The following is an 18605-nucleotide window of genomic DNA, read 5'->3' as shown; positions in this document are numbered from 1 at the left end:
TGTCTCCTCAGAACTTCTGACGAACGATTTGATAACGACGCCCCAAGTACCAGACCGGTGCACTGATCATGTGTACGAGACGGGTGAAGGGGAACAGCACGAACAGGGTCAAACCGAGAAACACATGCAGCTTGTAGATCAAGCCGACCGGCGCGATGGACGCCGCCGCTTCCATCGGCCGCAACAGCACGGTGTTCTGCGCCCAATCGGCGAGCATCACCATCACCGAGCCGTCCATGTGTTCAGTGGACGCCACAATCGTCAGCAGACCGAGCAGCAACTGCGCCAGCAGCACCAGCAACACCAGAATGTCCGAAGTGCTGGAAGTGGCGCGTACCCGTGGATCGCTCAGCCGCCGATTGACCAGCATCAGTAGACCAACCAGGCACAACAGGCCGAAAAACCCGCCGGAGACCATTGCCAGCAGCTGCTTGTTCTCAGTGCTGATCACATGGTGATAAACCGACGCCGGGGTCAACAGGCCGACGAAGTGCCCGGCCAGTATGAACAACACCCCGATGTGGAAAAAATTGCTCGCCACGCGCATGCCGCGCTGGTTGAGCATCTGACTGGAGCCTGCCTTCCAGGTGTACTGCGACAGATCGAAGCGGGCCCAACTGCCAATCAGGCAAATAGCCAGGGCGATATAGGGATAGATCCCGAACAACAACAGGTTCCATTTAGACATTGCCTACCTCCTTGGCCGGCACGGCGGCCAACCCTTCATGCTGAAAATCCACCCAGTGCAATGGCACTGCGCTTTCTTCCCGGACCTTGCCCGGTGCGCTCGGCAGCGAACTGCAACGGTCCTGCTGTTCGGCCTGGAGAAAGTCCACGGCCTCCTCTTCCCAGATCTTGTCGAGGGCTTCGAGGGAGTCGTCACGCGGCTCCGCAGCCACCTGCGCCCGCAGGTCGGCCACCGCCTGATGCGGCTCGGCCCCGGCAATTTGCAGCAGCGCGCGGAAGCAACTGGCGTACGCACTTTCACGCTCATCCAGACGCGCCGCGAGCAAGGCCAACAGGTGCGACACATCTGCCAGGCCCTCGCGGGCCTCGATGTCTTCGCGAGTAGAAAGGAACTCCAGATACAGCGGGATATAGTCCGGAAGTTCTTTGACGCCAATGGCAAACCCGGCGGCTTCGTATTGCGCCATCATGTCGACCATCGCCTGACCTCGGTCACGGGACTCACCGTGCACATGCTCGAACAGCAGCAGCGACAGCGAACGCCCCCGGCCGAACAGCGCACCGTAGTGCTCCTGTCCGTCCATCAGGTCATTGGTGCAGATCAGCTCCAGCAACTCGAATAACGCACCGCGCTGCTTGGGGCTGATTTCCCGGGACTCGATGATCGCCTGCTCCAGTTCGTCGCGACCGCCAATCAATGCCTCGGTCGGGTAGTCGAGCAGCAGCGAAATCACTTTGAGAATTTGCATGCTCATTCCTCCCACAACTGAACGGTTTTGAGGATGTCGCGGCGGTTGGCTTTCTTGGCGCCGAACATGTTGGTGTCGGAGCTGCCGCTACAGCCGCTGCCGAAACTGAAACCGCAACCGGAGCGCTCGGCGAAGGCATCGCTCATCGCGTCTTCACGGTGGGCGCTGGGCACCACAAAGCGGTCTTCGTAGTTGGCGATCGCCAGGTAGCGATACATTTCTTCGACCTGGGCCACGCTCAAGCCGACATCCTTAAGCACTTGCAGGTCCTGGACGCCATCGACTTGCTCGGAACGTTTGTAGGCGCGCATCGCCAGCAAGCGTTTAAGCGCACGCTTGACCGGTTTTTCATCGCCCGCTGTCAGCAGGTTCGCCAGGTACTTCAGTGGAATACGCAGGCTGTCGACATCCGGGATCACCCCGTTCAGGCCCACGGTGCCGGCGGTCGCCGCATTCTGGATCGGCGACAGCGGCGGTACGTACCAGACCATCGGCAAGGTGCGGTATTCCGGGTGCAGCGGCAGCGCCAACTTCCAGTCCACGGCCATTTTGTAGACCGGCGAACGTTGCGCAGAGTCGATCACTGACTGCGGCACACCATCGGCCAAGGCCTGACGGATCACCGCCGGGTCATTCGGGTCGAGGAAGATCTCCAGTTGTTTCTCGTACAGATCCTGCTCATTGGCGGTGCTTGCCACTTCGCTGATGCGATCGGCGTCATACAGCAGCACCCCGAGATAACGAATGCGCCCGACGCAGGTTTCAGCGCAAACGGTCGGCATCCCGGCTTCGATACGCGGGTAGCAGAAGATGCATTTCTCGGACTTGCCGCTTTTCCAGTTGAAATAGATCTTCTTGTACGGACAACCGCTGATGCACATCCGCCAGCCACGGCATTTTTCCTGGTCGATCAGGACGATGCCATCCTCTTCGCGCTTGTAGATCGCCCCGCTCGGGCACGAGGCCGCGCAGGTCGGGTTGAGGCAGTGCTCGCACAGGCGCGGCAGATACATCATGAAGGTGTTTTCGTATTCGCCGTAAATGTCCGCCTGAATCTTGTCGAAGTTCTTGTCCTTGCGGCGCTTGGCGAACTCGGTACCGAGAATCTCCTCCCAGTTCGGGCCCCACTCGATTTTCTCCATGCGCTTGCCGGAGATCAGCGAACGCGGGCGCGCTGTTGGCTGGTGCTCGCCCAGCGGCGCGGTGTGCAGGTGCTGGTAATCGAAGTCGAACGGTTCGTAGTAGTCGTCGAGGCTCGGCAGGTCAGGGTTGGCGAAAATGTTCGCCAACACCCGGAATTTCCCGCCAATGCGCGGGTTGATCGTGCCGTTGGCGTTGCGAATCCAGCCGCCCTTCCACTTGTCCTGGTTTTCCCATTCTTTCGGATAGCCAATCCCCGGTTTCGATTCGACGTTGTTGAACCAGGCGTATTCCATACCTTCGCGGCTGGTCCAGACGTTTTTGCAGGTGATCGAACAGGTGTGGCAACCGATGCATTTGTCCAGGTTCAGAACCATGCCGATTTGTGAGCGAATCTTCATCTCAGTTCTCCTCGATATCGGTCGGCAGGGGACGTGGCAGGTCATCGCCACTTGAACCATCGAGCCAGTCGACTTTGGCCATCTTGCGCACCACGACGAATTCATCGCGGTTGCAGCCGACCGTGCCGTAATAGTTGAAACCGTAGGCCTGCTGGGCATAGCCGCCGATCATGTGGGTCGGCTTGAGCACCACCCGGGTGACTGAATTGTGGTGGCCGCCACGGGTCTTGGTGGTTTCTGAACCTGGCACGTTCACGATCCGTTCCTGGGCGTGGTACATCATCACCATGCCTTCCTTGACCCGCTGGCTGACCACCGCCCGGGCGGTCAATGCGCCGTTGGCGTTGAAGCACTCGATCCAGTCGTTGTCCTCGATGCCGGCGCGTTTCGCGTCGACCTCCGAGAGCCAGACAATCGGCCCGCCACGGCTGAGGGTCAGCATCAGCAGATTGTCGCTGTAGGTACTGTGAATGCCCCATTTCTGGTGCGGAGTGATCCAGTTCAGGACGATTTCGGTCTCGCCGTTACTGCGCTTGCCTTTCACCCCTTCGATGGTCCGGGTGTTGACCGGCGGCCGATAACTCATCAGTTGCTCACCGAATGCCTGCATCCACGGGTGATCCTGATAGAACTGCTGACGGCCGGTGATGGTGCGCCATGGGATCGCCTCGTGAACATTGGTGTAGCCGGCGTTGTAGCTGACGTGATCGTCTTCGAGTCCCGACCAGGTCGGGCTGGAGATGATCTTGCGCGGCTGTGCCTGAATGTCGCGGAAACGAATCGCCTCATGGGCCTTGGACAACGCCAGGTGACTGTGATCGATGCCGGTAAATTCCGACAACGCGGCCCAGGCCTTGACGGCGACATGGCCGTTGGTTTCCGGTGCCAGAGACAGAATCACTTCCGCGGCATCGATCGCCGTGTCGATTTTCGGCCGACCATGGCTGATCCCGGCAGCCCCTTCGTGGTGATTGAGTTCACCGAGGAACTTCACTTCGTCATCGGTGTTCCAGTTGATGCCCTTGCCGCCGTTGCCGTGCTTTTCCAGCAATGGCCCCAGCGAGGAGAACTGTTTGTAGATGTTCGGGTAGTCACGCTCGACCACATGCAGGTTCGGCGCGTTCTTGCCCGGTATCGGTGCCACGCCGGCGCTTTTCCAGTCGGTGCCGCCAAACGGCTGGGCCAGTTCGCCGACGCTGTCGTGCATCAGCGGGATGGTCACCAGGTCTTTTTCAACGCCCAGGTGCCCTTCCGACATGCTGGAAAACGCCTTGGCGATGCCTTTGTAGATCTCCCAGTCGGAACGCGATTCCCAGGCCGGATCGATAGCCGCCGACAACGGGTGAATGAACGGGTGCATGTCCGAGGTGTTCATGTCGTCTTTTTCGTACCAGGTTGCGGTCGGCAAGACGATGTCGGAGTAGACGCAAGTCGAGGACATGCGGAAGTCCAGCGTGGTGACCAGGTCAAGCTTGCCGATGGCACCCTCGTCCACCCATTCGGCTTCTTCGGGTTTGCAATCGCCGACCTGGCCAATGTCTTCGTTCATCACTCCGTTTTTGGTGCCGAGCAGGTACTTGAGCATGTACTCGTGGCCCTTGCCCGAGGAGCCCAGCAAGTTCGAACGCCAGATAAACATGTTGCGCGGGAAGTTCACCGGGCTGTCCGGCTGCTCGCAGGAGAAGCGCAGCGAACCATCCTGCAGCGACTTGACCACGTAGTCTTTCGGGTCCATGCCGGCTGCGGCGGCATCGCGGCAAATGTGCAGCGGGTTGGTATTGAGTTGCGGTGCGCTGGGCAACCAGCCGGCACGTTCGGCGCGGATGTTGTAGTCCAGCGCATGCTCGGGAAATTGCGATTTATCGGCCAGCGGCGAGAGCACGTCGTGCATGCTCATTTTCTCGTGGCGCCATTGCGAACTGTGGGCGTAGAAGAAGCTGGTGCCGTTCATTTGACGGGGTGGACGATTCCAGTCCAGGCCGAACGCCAGGGGCAGCCAGCCGCATTGCGGACGGAGCTTTTCCTGGCCGACGTAGTGCGCCCAACCGCCACCGGTCTGACCGACACACCCGCAGAGCATGAGCATGTTGATCAGCCCGCGGTAGTTCATGTCCATGTGGTACCAGTGGTTCATTGCCGCGCCGACGATGATCATCGAGCGGCCCTTGGTCTTGTCGGCGTTGTCGGCGAACTCACGGGCGATCTGGATCGCTTTCTCACGGCTGACGCCAGTGATCTGCTCCTGCCAGGCTGGAGTTCCCGGCACCGAAGCGTCGTTGTAATCCTTGGCGACGTTAGCGCCACCGAGACCGCGGTCGATAGCCAGGTTGGCTGCCGACAGGTCAAACACCGTTGCAACTTTAGCGATGCTACCGTCTGCCAGCACCACGTTATGCACTGGCACACGGCGGTACTGCACGGCATCGCCAGCAACGTGCTGGAAGTGCTCGTGGGATTCGCCGGCAAAATACGGGAACGCCACTTCGGCGACGTCATCGCCAATCAGGCTCAGCTTGAGATCGATCTCACGGCCTTCGCCGCCTTCACGAGGGAGGATGTTCCACTTGCCCTTCTCGCCCCAGCGATAGCCGATGGAACCTTGAGGGGATACCAGTTCACCGTTGACATCCAGGGCGATGGTTTTCCATTGCGGATTGTTTTCCTGACCAAGGTTGTCGGTCAGGTCACTGGCGCGCAAGAAACGGTCCGGCTGATAACCGGCACCCGGTGCCTTGTCGGGCATTTGCTTGAGCAGCACCAGCACCGGCAAATCGGTGAAGCGCTTGGCGTAGTCAGTGAAATAAGCGCTCGGTTTGTCCAGGTGGAACTCTTTGAAGATCACATGGTTGAACGCCTGGGCCAGCGCTGCGTCAGTGCCTTGTTTAGGGTTCAGCCACAGGTCGGTGAGCTTGGCCACTTCCGAATAGTCGGGGGTGATGGCGACAGTCTTGGTGCCCTTGTAACGGACTTCGGTGAAGAAGTGCGCGTCCGGGGTGCGCGTCTGCGGGACGTTGGAGCCCCAGGCGATAATGTAGTTGGAGTTGTACCAGTCGGCCGATTCCGGCACGTCGGTCTGCTCGCCCCAGACCATCGGCGAAGCCGGTGGCAAGTCGCAGTACCAGTCGTAGAAACTCAGGCAAGCGCCGCCGATCAGCGACAGGTAACGCGAACCGGCCGCATAGCTGACCATCGACATGGCCGGGATCGGCGAGAACCCGACGATGCGGTCGGGGCCATATTGTTTGATGGAGTAGACGTTGGACGCGGCAATGATCTCGTTGACTTCCTCCCAGTTGGAACGAATGAAGCCGCCCATGCCACGCTTGCTTTTATAGGAGTCGGCCTTGACCTTGTCCTCGACGATGCTGGCCCACGCTTCCACTGGCGCCAGGGTCTGCCGCGCATCACGCCAGAGCTTGAGCAACGGCTTGCGGATTTTCGGGTACTTGAGCCGGTTGGCGCTGTAGATGTACCAGCTGTAACTGGCGCCACGCGGGCAACCACGGGGCTCATGGTTAGGCAGATCATTGCGGGTACGCGGGTAGTCGGTCTGCTGGGTTTCCCAAGTGATCAAGCCGTTCTTGACGTAGATTTTCCACGAACAAGACCCGGTGCAGTTCACCCCATGGGTGGAACGCACGATCTTGTCGTACTGCCAGCGCGAACGGTAGACGTTCTCCCAGTCGCGAGACTCTTTGCGGGTCTCGCCGTGACCGTCGGAAAACTCGTTTTGCTTGCGATTGAAAAACCGCAGTTGATCCAGTAAATGACTCACGGTGTGTCCTCTCAGGCTTGCTGCGGGGTTCTGTGCCCCGCCCACGCAGGTTGGATTCGGATCGTCTTAGCAGGGGGTTGCGGCGCCTTTGCGCGCGTACCACCACCAGGTCACCACAATGCAGCTCAGGTAAAAGCCGACGAACATGTAGAAAGCCATCTCAGGGCCGCCGGTCTGGGCCATCGAAGTGCCGAAGGATTTGGGAATGAAGAACGCACCGAAGGCGCCGATGGCCGAACTGAAACCGAGGACGGCGGCCGACTCTTTGCCGGCATCCTTGAGCGCTTGTTCGCGCACGGCGGGTGGTTTTCCGGCAGAGGCTTTTTCATGCTGGGTGCGAAAGATCACCGGGATCATCCGGAAGGTGGAGCCATTGCCGACACCGGTGGTGATGAACAGCAGCATGAACATGCCAAGGAAGCCGTAGAAGTTGCCGCCCGAACCGTTCTGGGGGAGGAAGTGCAATACGCCGAAGACCATCACGATCATCAGCATGAAGTTCCACAAGGTCACTTTCGCACCACCGAGCTTGTCCGCCAGCCAGCCACCCAACGGGCGTACCAGTGCGCCGACCAATGGGCCGAGGAAGGCGAATTTCAAGGCGATGACATCAGGAAAGGAGGTCTTGATCAGCAGCGGAAACGCCGCGGAAAAACCGATGAACGAACCGAAAGTCGCCAGGTACAACCAGCACATCAGCCAGTTGTGCTTGCGTTTGAAGATAACGGCCTGGTCGCTGAACGAAGCGCGGGCACTGGACAGATCATTCATGCCGAACCAGGCCAGCAGCGTCACCAACACAATGAACGGCACCCAGATCAACCCGGCATTCTGCAACCACAACTGGCCACCGTCGGCCAGGACTTGCGGTTTACCGCCCATAAAGCCGAACACACCGAAGGTGATCACCAGCGGTACACAGAATTGCATCACCGAAACGCCCAGGTTACCCAACCCGGCGTTGAGGCCAAGGGCTGTACCCTGCTGAGACTTGGGATAGAAGAAGCTGATGTTGGACATGCTCGAGGCAAAGTTGCCGCCACCAAAACCGCAGAGCAAGGCGATCAATACGAACACGCTGTAAGAGGTGCTTGGGTTCTGCACGGCGAAACCCATCCAGATCGAGGGCAACAACAGCGATGCGGTACTCAGGGCGGTCCAGCGCCGGCCACCGAAAATCGGCACCATGAATGAGTAGAAGACGCGCAAGGTCGCACCAGACAAACCCGGCAACGCCGCCAGCCAAAACAACTGGTCGGTGGTGAAGCTGAAGCCGATGGCATTCAAACGCACAATTACCGTGCTCCAGACCATCCACACCGCAAAGGCCAGCAGCAGTGCAGGAATGGAAATCCACAGGTTGCGGGTGGCAGTCTGTTTGCCGCTACGCCCCCAGAATGCGGGGTCCTCGGGGCGCCAGTCATGAATCACCGGGCCTTTGTCAGGCTTTTGCAGAACGGACATGTTCTTCTCCTTGGGCAATGCTGGAAAACGGGGAAGTGGTCACCGGCAGCTCTTTACCGAACACCGGGGTCTTGCGTATTTCGCTGAAGTACATCCAGGTGAGGGAGACCCAGACCACGCCGTACATCAACATGAAGCAGGAAGAGCGCACCCCGGTGAGGTCCACCAGGGCGCCGAACAGAATCGGCAACACGAAACCGCCCAGGCCGCCCGCCAGGCCAACGATGCCGGACACGGCCCCCATGTTTTTCGGGTAGTCATTGGCGATGTATTTGAAAACCGAGGCTTTGCCGAACGCGAAGGCGATGCCCATGACGAATAGCAGCACGGTAAACAGCGCAGGATTCAGGCCGATGTGAAAATCCATCGGACCGTTGAGGGTTTGCACTTGCAGTTGGGTCTGTGGGTACGAGAGCAGGAACAGGCAGATCCAGCTGACCCACAACACCCACCAGGTCACGCTTTGCGCGCCCCAGCGATCCGACATCCAGCCGCCGACGGCACGCAGGACCCCGCCGGGCAGGGAAAAACAGGCCGCCAGCAGCGCTGCGCTTTGCAGGCTGAAACCGTATTCCTGCACGTAGTACTTGGTCATCCACAAGGCCAGGGCGACGTAGCCGCCGAAGACGATCGAGTAGTACTGGCAGTAGCGCCACACCGCCGGATCTTTCAGCGAACGCAACTGTTCACGCAAGCTGGCGCCGGCGGCACTACGGTGGTTCTTGTTTTCGGCGCTGACGAACCAGAACAACAGCGCGGTAATGAACAGGATCGCGCTGAAGACCTTTGGCACCAGTTGCCAACTGCCGGCAGCGATCAGTGCCGGAGCGAGAAACTTGGTCACTGCGGCTCCCGCATTGCCGGCACCAAAGATGCCCATGGCGAAGCCCTGGTTCTCCTTGTCGAACCATTTGGCGACGTAGGCAATGCCCACTGAAAACGAGCCACCGGCCAGACCGACGAACAAGCCCAGTACCAGGAATTGCCAGTAGGCGGTGGCGTGACTGATCAGGTACAGCGGTGCGACGCAGGACAGCATCAGCAAGAAGAACACGCTGCGACCACCAAAGCGGTCAGTCAGCAGGCCCAGCGGTAAACGCACCAGCGAGCCGGTCAGCACCGGGGTTGCGGCCAAGAGGCCGAACTGGGTTTCGTTGAGCTGGAGCAGTTCCTTGATCGGTACCCCGAGCACAGCAAACATCATCCAGACCATGAAACAGACGGTGAAGGCCAACGTACTCATGCCCAGCACCAAGCCTTGTCGTACACGCGGTTGGATCACAATGCTCTCCAGTCAGTTAGCCATGGCGGCAGACTAGAGAGGCGAACCCCGCAAAAACTTGATCCACGTCAACGAAGCCCATGAGGGCAAGGGGCTATCCTTGCCCGGCCTACCTCCAAGGAGGTAGTTCAAGAAAACCTTGAAACCCTTTATTTATCAGCTTCTTAAGGTTTTCCAGTAACGCCATTGCCGACAGGGAGACGTCGGCAACTCTTTAGAGGTAGCGCACCCGGGACTGGCTGCAAAACCGCACTCCGGGACGCCGTATGCTCAGTTTCCGTGTCTTTCCCCAGGATCATCGCTGATGATGCGCTGGTTGCGCAGCTCCCTGCCCGCTCGCGCCGGGTTGGCAGTGATCCTTATCGCCATACTCGCCCTTGCCAGTTCATTGAGCGCCGGATTGATCGCCTGGTTCAGTCAGGGCGATGCCGCAGCGATCAACACCGCAGGCTCGGTGCGCATGGAGACGTACCACCTGAGCTGGAAACTGGCCGCTGGCGCACCTGGCGAAGAAGTCGCCAGCATCACCGACAGCCTGCAAACTCGCCTCAACAGCCAGTCACTCAAAGCGGTACTGGAAGATGGCCCGCCCACCGCTCTGCAAATCAGCTATGGGCAAATCCAGCAACGCTGGAACGAGGATTTACGCCCGGCACTCGAACGTGGCGATGTGGCCTCTTTTCAGGCTCTGACCCAGCCTTTCGTTGAACAACTGAACCAGTTTGTCAGCCTGTTGCAGCGCCAAAGCGAACAAAAGCAAGGCTGGCAACAGGCGATCCAGGGCCTGGCCTTGTTCACTACCATGATCGTCCTGCTGGTAGGGCTATATGAACTGCAGTACGGCGTTGTCACGCCCTTGAAAGAATTGGTGGACGCCACCCAGCGCTTTCGTCGTGGCGATTTCAAGGTGCGGGTCAACCATCAGTCCCAGGACGAACTGGGCCAGTTGGCCACGAGTTTCAATGCCATGGCGGAAACGATCGAAGAATCGCATCGCACCCTGGAGAGCCAGGTCCAGCAAAAAACCCTGAACTTGCAACAAGCCAATGCAGCCCTGGAGCTGCTGTACCAAAGCAGTCGAAACCTGGCCACACGCCTGGCCAACGCCGAAGGCCTGGACGAGTTGATCCGGCGCTTCCAGCAACGCCTGCCCGGCTTGCGTCTGTCGCTGTGTCTACAAGGACACTTGCAGGCACCCGCCCAGCAATTACTCGCCCTGCATGGGGCAAACAGTCGGGATGTCTGCGCCAGCAGCGATTGCGCCACGTGCCTGAAGCACCAAAAAACCAACCCGCAGACTTTCAGCATCAGCAACCAGGGCAGCGAACTGGGGGAGCTCAAGGCGCATTTTGTCGACGGGCATCCGGCGCAAGCCTGGGAAACCCAGTTGATCCAGGCCCTGGCCAACCTGATTGGGACCTCGCTTTCGCTCAAACGCCAACGGGAACAGGATCATCGCCTGCTGTTGCTCGAAGAGCGCACGATCATCGCCCGCGAACTGCACGATTCACTGGCCCAGGCCCTGTCCTACATGAAACTGCAAGTCAGCCGCATGCAGACCCTGATGCGCCGTGGCGAACCAGTCGAAACCCTGGAAACCGTCACCGCCGAATTGCGCGAGGGGCTGAACAATGCCTACCGCCAGTTACGCGAACTGCTGACCACCTTTCGCTTGCAGATTCACGATGCGGGACTGGTGCAAGAGCTCAAGGACGCCGCCGAGGAGTTCTCCCGTCGCGGAGAATTTCAGGTCCACCTGCACGTCGATGCGCTGGCCTTTCCGCTCTCGGCCAGCGAGCAAATCCACATTCTGCAGATCACCCGCGAGGCACTCTCCAACTGCCTGCGCCACGCCCACGCGCAAAACGCCTGGTTACAACTGCGCCAGGACGGCGAAACCGTCAGGCTCATCGTCGAAGACGACGGGCGCGGCTTCAGCGGCAACGTCGACCAGCGCGAACACCACGGCCTGAACATCATGGACGAACGAGCTCGCAGCTTGCACGGCCAATTGCAGATATTTTCCAGGGAGCCGCAAGGCACCCGTGTCCAACTGGAATTCCAGCCGGAGTTTCTCGGGCAGCAAACAGAAGGTAGCGTCACATGAACCCGTCCCAACAACACACCATCCTGCTGGTAGACGACCATCCGATGATGCGTCACGGCATCCGCCAGATGCTCGAACTCGAAGATGATTTCAAGATCGTCGGCGAAGCCGGCAACGGCGAAGAAGCACTCAGCCTCATTGAGCCGCTGCAGCCGGATCTGGTTTTGCTCGATAACAACATGCCGCAGATGAATGGCATTCAAACCCTGCGCCGATTACGCGCGATGCATTACACCGGCAAGGTGCTGCTGTTCACTGTCTCGGATGCTGAAGACGATATTCGCGATGCACTGCGCCTGGATGCCGACGGCTATCTGCTCAAGGACATGGAGCCCGAACTGTTGATTCAGTACATCCGTGATGCGCTGAACGGCGCGTTGGTGGTCAGCCCGGGGCTGACCCAAGTCATGGCCCAGGCGCTGCGTGCTCCTGCGCGTCAGGTGGTGGTGGAACTGACCGAACGTGAGCGGCAGGTGCTGAAAATCATCGCCAGCGGCTTCAGCAACAAAGTCATCGGGCACAAGCTCGGCATCACCGAAGGGACGGTCAAGGTTCACGTCAAGAACCTGCTGCATAAACTCGGCTTGCGTTCGCGGGTCGAGGCGGCGGTGTGGGCCATGGAGCATCTGCGCAACGCCGGCTGACGGGTATTCCTCTTTGGAGGTAGGCCTGCAGAGGCATAGGTCATCCGGGCCGCGCCCTCTACTATGACCGTCAGCGGAGGTACGCCATGCTGACCCACCCTTCTATCGTTTTAACGTTGCGCCGTCATCACCTGTTCAGCCAATTGCCGGAGAAAGTCTTCGAGGAAGTCTGCAGCCAGGCCATGCTCAAGCGCCTGAGTTGTCACTGCACACTCATGCACCAGGGGGATCCGGCCAAGCGTTTTTTCCTGCTGGTCAGCGGTCAGATCAAGTTGTACCGGCTCACCGGCGAAGGTCAGGAAAACCTCGTGGAGATCATCCAGCCCGGCCAGACTTTTGCCGAAGCCTTGCTGTTCAGCCAGGCCCGACTCTATCCAGTGAGCGCCACCGCGCTGAAAGACAGTGTGCTGGTCAGTATCGAGGGCAACCATTACCGCAACGCCCTGGAGGACCAGCCGAAGGTTTGCCTCGCGATTCTGGCCAGCATGAGCGTTCACTTGCACCTGCGTCTGCGGGACATAGACACGTTGACGCTGGCGAGCGCGAGTCGTCGGGTCATCAATTTCCTGCTCCAGGAACGCCATCCCGTCACTGGCCAGATCGTCTTGCAAGTATCCAAACGCCTGGTGGCATCGAAACTGGGGATTCAGCCGGAAACCTTTTCGCGGATTTTGCATCGGTTGGTCGAGTGCGGCCTGATTGCAATGGAACGACGCAATATCCGCATCCTCGCCAAAGAAGAGGCGCTGGCAGCGTTCCAGTAGACAGAATTGACCGCAATCAATTGAGTAACCTCATGCGCCTTGCACACTGGAAGAGCCCATCAATGGAGAGTGTCAATGCCCCCCTCAACTTTGCCTCTGGTTTACTCCTGCTCAGGCTGCTCCAACGTCGCCCAACTGGCCAACACCCTGGCCGTGCGGCTGGATCGCAGCGGCTTGGCTGAAATGTCCTGCATCGTCGGTATCGGAGGGCATGTGCCAGCGTTGCTCAACAAGGCGCGCTCGGGGCGCCGGATTTTCGCGCTGGACGGCTGCCCGCTGCAATGCGTCGAAAACTGCCTCAAGCAACATGGCCTGCATGCTGATGTGCACCTGATCCTGAGCCACTATGGGCTGCGCAAACGCCATGGCGAAGACTGCACGCAGGCGCAGAGTGATGAGTTGTTTGAGGGGATCAGGCAGTTGATTGCCAGTGATACTCGCCAGCATGAATCCGACAGCAAACGATGGCTTGAGGGCTGACGAAAATCTAATGTGGGAATGAGTCTGCTCGCGAAGGCGGTCTGTGGTTTGTTGATTGAGTACATATCCATTTCTGCCGTAACGGCGGCTTAGGGTTCCGCCCTTACGGCGGGTCACTTTCGAAAAGCGCGAAAGTAACCAAAGCGCTCTTGCCCCTTTCGTTCGGTGCCTCGCCCAGGCTCGGCATGCCCTCGCTCCGGTCCTGCTCCGTGGGCCCGCCGCCATCGGCCATCCATGGCCGGGGGCGGCTAACCCGGCATCCATGCCGGGTTGCCCACTGCGCAGAACCTCCACTCGGCCTCTCGAGGGGGCGTGCACCGCAAAGGCGAGGCGGCCTACCGGCCGGCCTGTCTCTTCAAACGTACTCATTTCCCTGTGGGAGCAAGCTCGCTCCCACAGATTCAATGCCACTTTGGCTCTAGCTGTTGATCTTGCTTTGGCTTTGGCTTTTGATCTTGATCTGCCCCGTCGGAAGGCCGAGTGGAGGTTCTGCGCAGTGGGCACCGCGGCAAGGATGCCGCGGTAGCCGCCCCCGGCCATGGATGGCCGATGGCGGCGGGCCCACGGAGCAGGACCGGAGTGAGGGCATGGCGAGCCTAGGCGAGCCACCGTACGTCAGGGGCGAAAGCGTTTGGTTACTTTGCGCTTTTCAAAGTAACCCGCCGTAAGGGCGGAACCCTAAGCCGCCGTTACCGCAGAAATGGATATGTACTCCGACCAAAAATACAGGTCGGCTATCAGGCCGCCAACCCCTTCCCCGCCCGCTCCAGATTGCGCCACAACCAAACAGGCAAAACATCGGGATCAAGACTGTCGATCAGATTCTTCAACGCCAGCCCCAACTCCGTATCCCCTTCAATCACCAAACGCCTGCGAAAAAACAGCGTGTCCGGATCTTCCTGACGACTGGCCAGGAGCAGAAACTCTCGCCAATTGCCGCTGATGGTCACGTGAGCCGTGGCCTGCCTGGCAATTTGCAAGCCCTCGCGGCCCAGCGTCAGATACCAGGACAGGCCCAGATCCGGAATCCGCAGGCACAGCCAACGCCCCCGCAGCACGTCGAACTCACCCTCGCGCAATGGCTCGGCGAGGCAGCGATTCAGTGCCTGTTGCAACGCCAGGCGCTGCACGGCAAAAGGCACTCGACGCACCAGCGGCAGTAAGCGGTCGGCGCCTTTCAACAGCCACTTTTTTCGGTTCAACACAGGCCAACCTCCTCGACGCGCAACATGCCGGCCTGGCCATGCCAGTAACCATTGCAGCCTTCGACGAACAGCGGCGGTGTCTCGCCCAGACGAACCCGTTGATAGGCGTCGATCACCTCGGCCATACCCTGAGCACGCGGGCTCAGACGCAGCAGATCGGCGCCGCAGGCCACCAGTCCGGAATAATCGGCCAGTAGATTGGTCACCTGCGCCGACATCGTTTGAATGCCATTGAGGGTAAACAACGGCTGCCCCTCCTGGCTGGTCAGCGCGAGACCATCGGGGTAGTTGATACAGCAAAACTGGCAGTCGTCCTTGGGCCGATTTTCCGCACGGGCCGTAAAACACCGTGCGGAATAGGCCAACGGCAAATGCCCATAGGCGAAGATTTCCACTTCCGGTACTGTGCGGCCAAGTCCGCGGACCTGCTCGATCACATCGCCAATCAACGCTGCCGAACATTCTACTGGCGGCACCCAACGGGTCATTCCGCAGTCCAGCAATTGCGTCAGCGCGTGCCCGTTGTACAAATTGAGCGCCGGACCGCCCACGAACGGCAATTTGCGCTCGGCCAGGAACTGCACCGCGCCCATGTCGTTGGCCTCCACCAACAATTGGCCGTTGTCGCAGAGTCGGCGCAGGCTGGAGAGTTCGGACGCGGCTTCGATCAGTGTCAGGCTGGAGATCACCAACTGCGCCTGGCTGCAGGCCTGTAACTCGCGCCCCAACCCCAGCCATTGATCCAGCGAAAAAGCCCGACGTTTCGAACACACGGTTTCCCCCAGGTAAATCACATCCAGAGGCAAGGCCGACATCTCGGCGTAAAAGTTGCTGAGTTGCGCTTTGTCCCAATAGAACAGGACCGGTCCCAGGCTGAGTTTCATGTCGCGTCCCTCATTGCCATGATCGATGATAAGCGCCCAGGGTGGTCTGGCTGCCTTCGGACAAGCCGGCCAGTACCTGACGCCATTCCTCCTTGACCCGAAAACTGCCCGGTGAACCACGATGGGCATCCAGTGCCGCCCGCCAGACGCGAGTGACTTGTTCGACATAGGCCGGACTGCGTTGTCGGCCCTCGATTTTTACCGCTTCGACACCGATGGCCGTCAGCTCCGGGAGCAAGTCGAGGGTGTCGAGGCTGGTGGGTTCCTCCAGCGCATGAAAGCGTTTGCCGTCGACCAGGAAGCGACCCTTGCACAAGGTCGGGTAACCGGCCGGTTCGTCAGGGGTATAGCGGTCAATCAGCACTTCGCTGAGTCGTGCGCTCAAGCCTTGAGCGTCCTCGCTCCAGCGCACCGCCTTGGCCGGCGAACAGACACCGCACAGGTTCGGCGACTCACCGGTAATGTAGGAGGACAGGTGGCAACGCCCTTCGGCCATGATGCACAAGCTGCCGAAGCCAAACACCTCGATGGGTACCGGGCTGCTGGCGGCAACCTGGCGTACTTGCGCCAACGACAACACCCGCGGCAACACGGCGCGTCGAATGCCGTAGCGCTGGGCATAAAACTCCAGCGCCGCGGCATGGGTTGCCGAGCCTTGGACCGACAGGTGCAACGCCAGTTGCGGATGTCGCTGGCTGGCATAGTCGAGCACCCCCGGGTCAGCGGCGATCAGCGCATCCACGCCGAAATCGGCGGCTCGATCGACTGCCCGCTGCCAGCGCTCCCAGCCCTTGGGTTGCGGGTAAGTGTTGACCGCGACGTAGAGTTTGCGTTGATGCTGACGGATGTGGGCGACCGCAGCGTCGAACTGCTTGTCGTCCATGTTGAGGCCCGCGAAATGCCGGGCGTTGGTGTCATCGCGAAAGCCGACATAGACGGCATCGGCGCCTTGGCGCACCGCCGCTTTTAGCGCAGGCAGGTTCCCTGCCGGGCAGACCAGTTGCATGGGTAATCCTCATGAAAAAACGCAGTCCGGGGCCTGATCAGTCATGGTTGGAATGCGCTTGTGGCGAGCGAGCTTGTTCCGGGCGGCGTTCCGACGCTGGACTGCGCAGCAGGCCTGAATAACAGGGCCGCTTCACGACCCAGCGGGAGCAAGCTCCCTCGCCACACAGTCTAGCCAGACCGGCAGGCACGGCCTTGACGGCAATCAATTGCCATCAATGCATCAGGTCGGCGAAGGACAGGAACATCACGTTGTCGTGCTTGAGCACTTGCTGCTCGCACTCGATCACCGCCAGCCCGTCGGCCCAGCAGGCAGCAGTCAACATCGCCGAGCTTTGCTGAGGGTGCAGCTCCACGCTCAACTGGCCGTCAGCACCAGGCGTCAGCCTTGCCCGCAGGTACTGCCGGCGCTTGTTGCGTTGCAACCAGTCGAATCCGGCCGGGACGGCTAATGGCACCGGCAGCACGTCAGTCACGCCCTGGGCCCTGAGCAGGAACGGACGCACCACCACCAACGCGGTAATCAGCGCCGCCGAAGGATTGCCCGGCATGCCGATCCAGGGTTTGCCGGCGACTTCGCCATAAGCCAGTGGTTTACCCGGCTGAATGGCCAGCCGCCAGAAATCCACGCTGCCCAGTTCCTCGATTGCCTGTTTGAGGTGGTCCTCCTCGCCTACCGACACGCCGCCGGAACTCAGCAGCATGTCGCATTCCGAAGAAGCCAGGCTCAAGGCATGCCGACTGGCCGCCAACTCATCGGCCATGACGCCATAGTCGTGAACCTCAACGCCCCAACCGCGCAACAGCGCAGCCAGGCAATAGCGATTGCTGTTGTAAATCTGCCCCCGCACCAATGCATCGCCTGGCTCACGCAGTTCATTTCCGCTGCTGAGCAAGCACACTTGCAATGGTCGATAGACCTCGACCCGCGCTATGCCTGCGCCGGCCAGCAACCCCAGTTCTTGTGCGCGCAGGCGCTTGCCGGCCTTGAGTAACAGATCGCCTCGACGAACCTCTTCGCCTTTCTTACGCACGTGATCCCCCGCAATCACGGGCGGGAACCAGACACGCTCGCCCTCGATACGGCAGCGCTCCTGTGGCACCACCGTATCGGCCCCCACAGGCAATGGCGCACCGGTAAAGATCTGCACCGCCTGCTGTGCGATCAAGGGCAAGCAGGCCTGATCCCCCGCCGCAATTCGCCCGCCAATCGGCAGATAACCACCTTCCGATGGCAGGTCGGCCGCCCTGAGGGCATAACCGTCCATGGCACTGTTGTCCCAGGCCGGCAGGTTCACCAGGGAGTGAAGGTCGGTTGCCAGAACTCGCCCCAAGGCTTGATCCAGACCGATCATTTGCGCCTGGGGTGGTGGCGGTGCCTGATCCAACAGACGATCGATGGCCTCGTCGACGGGTATCAGGTTGCCGAGATCGCACACCCGACCGGTCATGAGCGTGTCTCGCAGGCTTCGATGACCCGCTGCGTTTGCGGCTTCAAATGCGGGGCGAAGTTGCACGGGCCGGTACGACTGTCCAGTTGTTCCAACAGGATCATGTTCCAGGCTGTTCGGCAGGCCCCCGGCGAACCCGGAACGCAACACACCAGCACACCGTTGCTCATCCCGGCCAATGCCCGTGACTGCAAGCTGGACATGCCGATTTCCGCCAGGGAGACCTGACGGAACAGTTCGCCAAAGCCTTCCACATGTTTGTCCAGCAAGGGCAAGACGGCTTGCGGCGTATTGTCGCGAGCGGTGAAGCCGGTGCCGCCGGTCATCAGTACAACCTGCACCTTGGGGTCGGCGATCCAGAGGGATACCTTGGCGCGGATCTGATAAATATCATCCTTGACCAGATCACGATCGACCAGCACATGCCCGGCCGTTTGCAGCAAATCAGTCAGGGTCTGTCCCGAGGTGTCGGTCTCGAAGGTGCGCGTATCGCTGATGGTCAACACGGCAATGTTCAGGGGTTCAAACGTGCGTTGCGCCAAATGGGCCATATCCAAGCCTTCCCGT

General features: G+C 60.0%; 15 protein-coding genes. 4 read left to right on the top strand and 11 right to left on the bottom strand.

Translation table 11 applies throughout. From position 1 onward, the window contains the following. Window positions 1–7: 7 nt before the first annotated feature. From narI to AO353_RS22085, 6 genes are all read right to left on the bottom strand, one after another. Window positions 8–688, bottom strand: a complete 681-nt coding sequence (narI, locus tag AO353_RS22110) for a respiratory nitrate reductase subunit gamma (protein WP_054596877.1) — start codon at window positions 686–688, stop codon at window positions 8–10. After that, on the bottom strand, window positions 681–1436 hold the full coding sequence (gene narJ, locus AO353_RS22105; protein WP_054596876.1) for a nitrate reductase molybdenum cofactor assembly chaperone: 756 nt from the start codon (window positions 1434–1436) through the stop codon (window positions 681–683). The genes narI and narJ overlap by 8 nt, the downstream gene beginning before the upstream one ends. A gap of 2 nt (window positions 1437–1438) precedes the next feature. Beyond that, a complete protein-coding gene (gene narH / locus AO353_RS22100) occupies window positions 1439–2977 on the bottom strand; it encodes a nitrate reductase subunit beta (protein ID WP_054596875.1) in 1539 nt (512 codons plus the stop codon). Window position 2978: 1 nt separating this feature from the next. After that, window positions 2979–6752, bottom strand: a complete 3774-nt coding sequence (locus AO353_RS22095; RefSeq protein ID WP_054596874.1) for a nitrate reductase subunit alpha — start codon at window positions 6750–6752, stop codon at window positions 2979–2981. A gap of 66 nt (window positions 6753–6818) precedes the next feature. Beyond that, entirely contained in the window at window positions 6819–8216 is a 1398-nt protein-coding gene (locus AO353_RS22090; RefSeq protein ID WP_054596873.1) for a NarK family nitrate/nitrite MFS transporter, read from the bottom strand. Next, complete coding sequence (locus AO353_RS22085) at window positions 8194–9498, bottom strand: MFS transporter (protein WP_054596872.1); 1305 nt, start codon at window positions 9496–9498, stop codon at window positions 8194–8196. Before AO353_RS22085 ends, AO353_RS22090 begins: the two co-directional genes overlap by 23 nt. A 304-nt stretch (window positions 9499–9802) precedes the next feature. Between AO353_RS22085 and AO353_RS22080 the strand changes: the two genes are divergently transcribed. The 4 genes from AO353_RS22080 to AO353_RS22065 all read left to right on the top strand — a co-directional run bounded on the left by AO353_RS22080 (window position 9803) and on the right by AO353_RS22065 (window position 13493). Further along, window positions 9803–11605: a HAMP domain-containing protein gene (locus AO353_RS22080; RefSeq protein WP_054596871.1), complete on the top strand. Its 1803-nt coding sequence runs from the start codon at window positions 9803–9805 to the stop codon at window positions 11603–11605. Beyond that, window positions 11602–12249, top strand: coding sequence for a two-component system response regulator NarL (narL, locus tag AO353_RS22075; protein WP_054596870.1), 648 nt, complete (start codon window positions 11602–11604; stop codon window positions 12247–12249). Before AO353_RS22080 ends, narL begins: the two co-directional genes overlap by 4 nt. A gap of 86 nt (window positions 12250–12335) precedes the next feature. Next, complete coding sequence (locus AO353_RS22070) at window positions 12336–13013, top strand: Crp/Fnr family transcriptional regulator (protein WP_054596869.1); 678 nt, start codon at window positions 12336–12338, stop codon at window positions 13011–13013. A gap of 75 nt (window positions 13014–13088) precedes the next feature. Next, entirely contained in the window at window positions 13089–13493 is a 405-nt protein-coding gene (locus AO353_RS22065; RefSeq protein ID WP_054596868.1) for a putative zinc-binding protein, read from the top strand. Window positions 13494–14230: 737 nt separating this feature from the next. Here AO353_RS22065 and ubiT read toward each other — a convergent pair. The 5 genes from ubiT to moaB all read right to left on the bottom strand — a co-directional run bounded on the left by ubiT (window position 14231) and on the right by moaB (window position 18589). Continuing rightward, the gene (ubiT, locus tag AO353_RS22060) at window positions 14231–14698 is read right to left on the bottom strand and encodes a ubiquinone anaerobic biosynthesis accessory factor UbiT (RefSeq protein ID WP_054596867.1); all 468 of its coding nucleotides are present in this window, start codon (window positions 14696–14698) and stop codon (window positions 14231–14233) included. Continuing rightward, window positions 14692–15582 (bottom strand): U32 family peptidase, encoded by an 891-nt coding sequence (locus tag AO353_RS22055; RefSeq protein WP_054596866.1) that lies wholly within the window; start codon window positions 15580–15582, stop codon window positions 14692–14694. The genes ubiT and AO353_RS22055 overlap by 7 nt, the downstream gene beginning before the upstream one ends. Window positions 15583–15592: 10 nt before the next feature. Then, the gene (gene ubiU / locus AO353_RS22050) at window positions 15593–16588 is read right to left on the bottom strand and encodes a ubiquinone anaerobic biosynthesis protein UbiU (protein ID WP_054596865.1); all 996 of its coding nucleotides are present in this window, start codon (window positions 16586–16588) and stop codon (window positions 15593–15595) included. A gap of 214 nt (window positions 16589–16802) precedes the next feature. Then, complete coding sequence (gene glp / locus AO353_RS22045) at window positions 16803–18038, bottom strand: gephyrin-like molybdotransferase Glp (RefSeq protein WP_054596864.1); 1236 nt, start codon at window positions 18036–18038, stop codon at window positions 16803–16805. After that, window positions 18035–18589: a molybdenum cofactor biosynthesis protein B gene (gene moaB / locus AO353_RS22040; RefSeq protein ID WP_054596863.1), complete on the bottom strand. Its 555-nt coding sequence runs from the start codon at window positions 18587–18589 to the stop codon at window positions 18035–18037. The genes glp and moaB overlap by 4 nt, the downstream gene beginning before the upstream one ends. Window positions 18590–18605: the final 16 nt, after the last annotated feature.

The sequence above is a fragment of the Pseudomonas fluorescens genome (assembly GCF_001307155.1).
Lineage (GTDB): Bacteria > Pseudomonadota > Gammaproteobacteria > Pseudomonadales > Pseudomonadaceae > Aquipseudomonas > Aquipseudomonas helvetica.
The sequence above is the reverse complement of the archived record's forward strand: the minus strand, read 5'-3'. Positions and strand labels throughout refer to the sequence as shown.

Excerpts from the sequence above, each read along its gene's own strand:
- AO353_RS22070 (WP_054596869.1), top strand. The coding sequence starts at position 12,336 with ATGCTGACCCACCCTTCTATCGTTTTAACGTTGCGCCGTCATCACCTG.
- narI (WP_054596877.1), bottom strand. The coding sequence starts at position 688 with ATGTCTAAATGGAACCTGTTGTTGTTCGGGATCTATCCCTATATCGCC.
- moaB (WP_054596863.1), bottom strand. The coding sequence starts at position 18,589 with ATGGCCCATTTGGCGCAACGCACGTTTGAACCCCTGAACATTGCCGTG.
- AO353_RS22080 (WP_054596871.1), top strand. The coding sequence starts at position 9,803 with ATGATGCGCTGGTTGCGCAGCTCCCTGCCCGCTCGCGCCGGGTTGGCA.
- glp (WP_054596864.1), bottom strand. The coding sequence starts at position 18,038 with ATGACCGGTCGGGTGTGCGATCTCGGCAACCTGATACCCGTCGACGAG.
- ubiU (WP_054596865.1), bottom strand. The coding sequence starts at position 16,588 with ATGCAACTGGTCTGCCCGGCAGGGAACCTGCCTGCGCTAAAAGCGGCG.
- AO353_RS22055 (WP_054596866.1), bottom strand. The coding sequence starts at position 15,582 with ATGAAACTCAGCCTGGGACCGGTCCTGTTCTATTGGGACAAAGCGCAA.
- narH (WP_054596875.1), bottom strand. The coding sequence starts at position 2,977 with ATGAAGATTCGCTCACAAATCGGCATGGTTCTGAACCTGGACAAATGC.
- AO353_RS22065 (WP_054596868.1), top strand. The coding sequence starts at position 13,089 with ATGCCCCCCTCAACTTTGCCTCTGGTTTACTCCTGCTCAGGCTGCTCC.
- AO353_RS22090 (WP_054596873.1), bottom strand. The coding sequence starts at position 8,216 with ATGTCCGTTCTGCAAAAGCCTGACAAAGGCCCGGTGATTCATGACTGG.
- narL (WP_054596870.1), top strand. The coding sequence starts at position 11,602 with ATGAACCCGTCCCAACAACACACCATCCTGCTGGTAGACGACCATCCG.
- narJ (WP_054596876.1), bottom strand. The coding sequence starts at position 1,436 with ATGCAAATTCTCAAAGTGATTTCGCTGCTGCTCGACTACCCGACCGAG.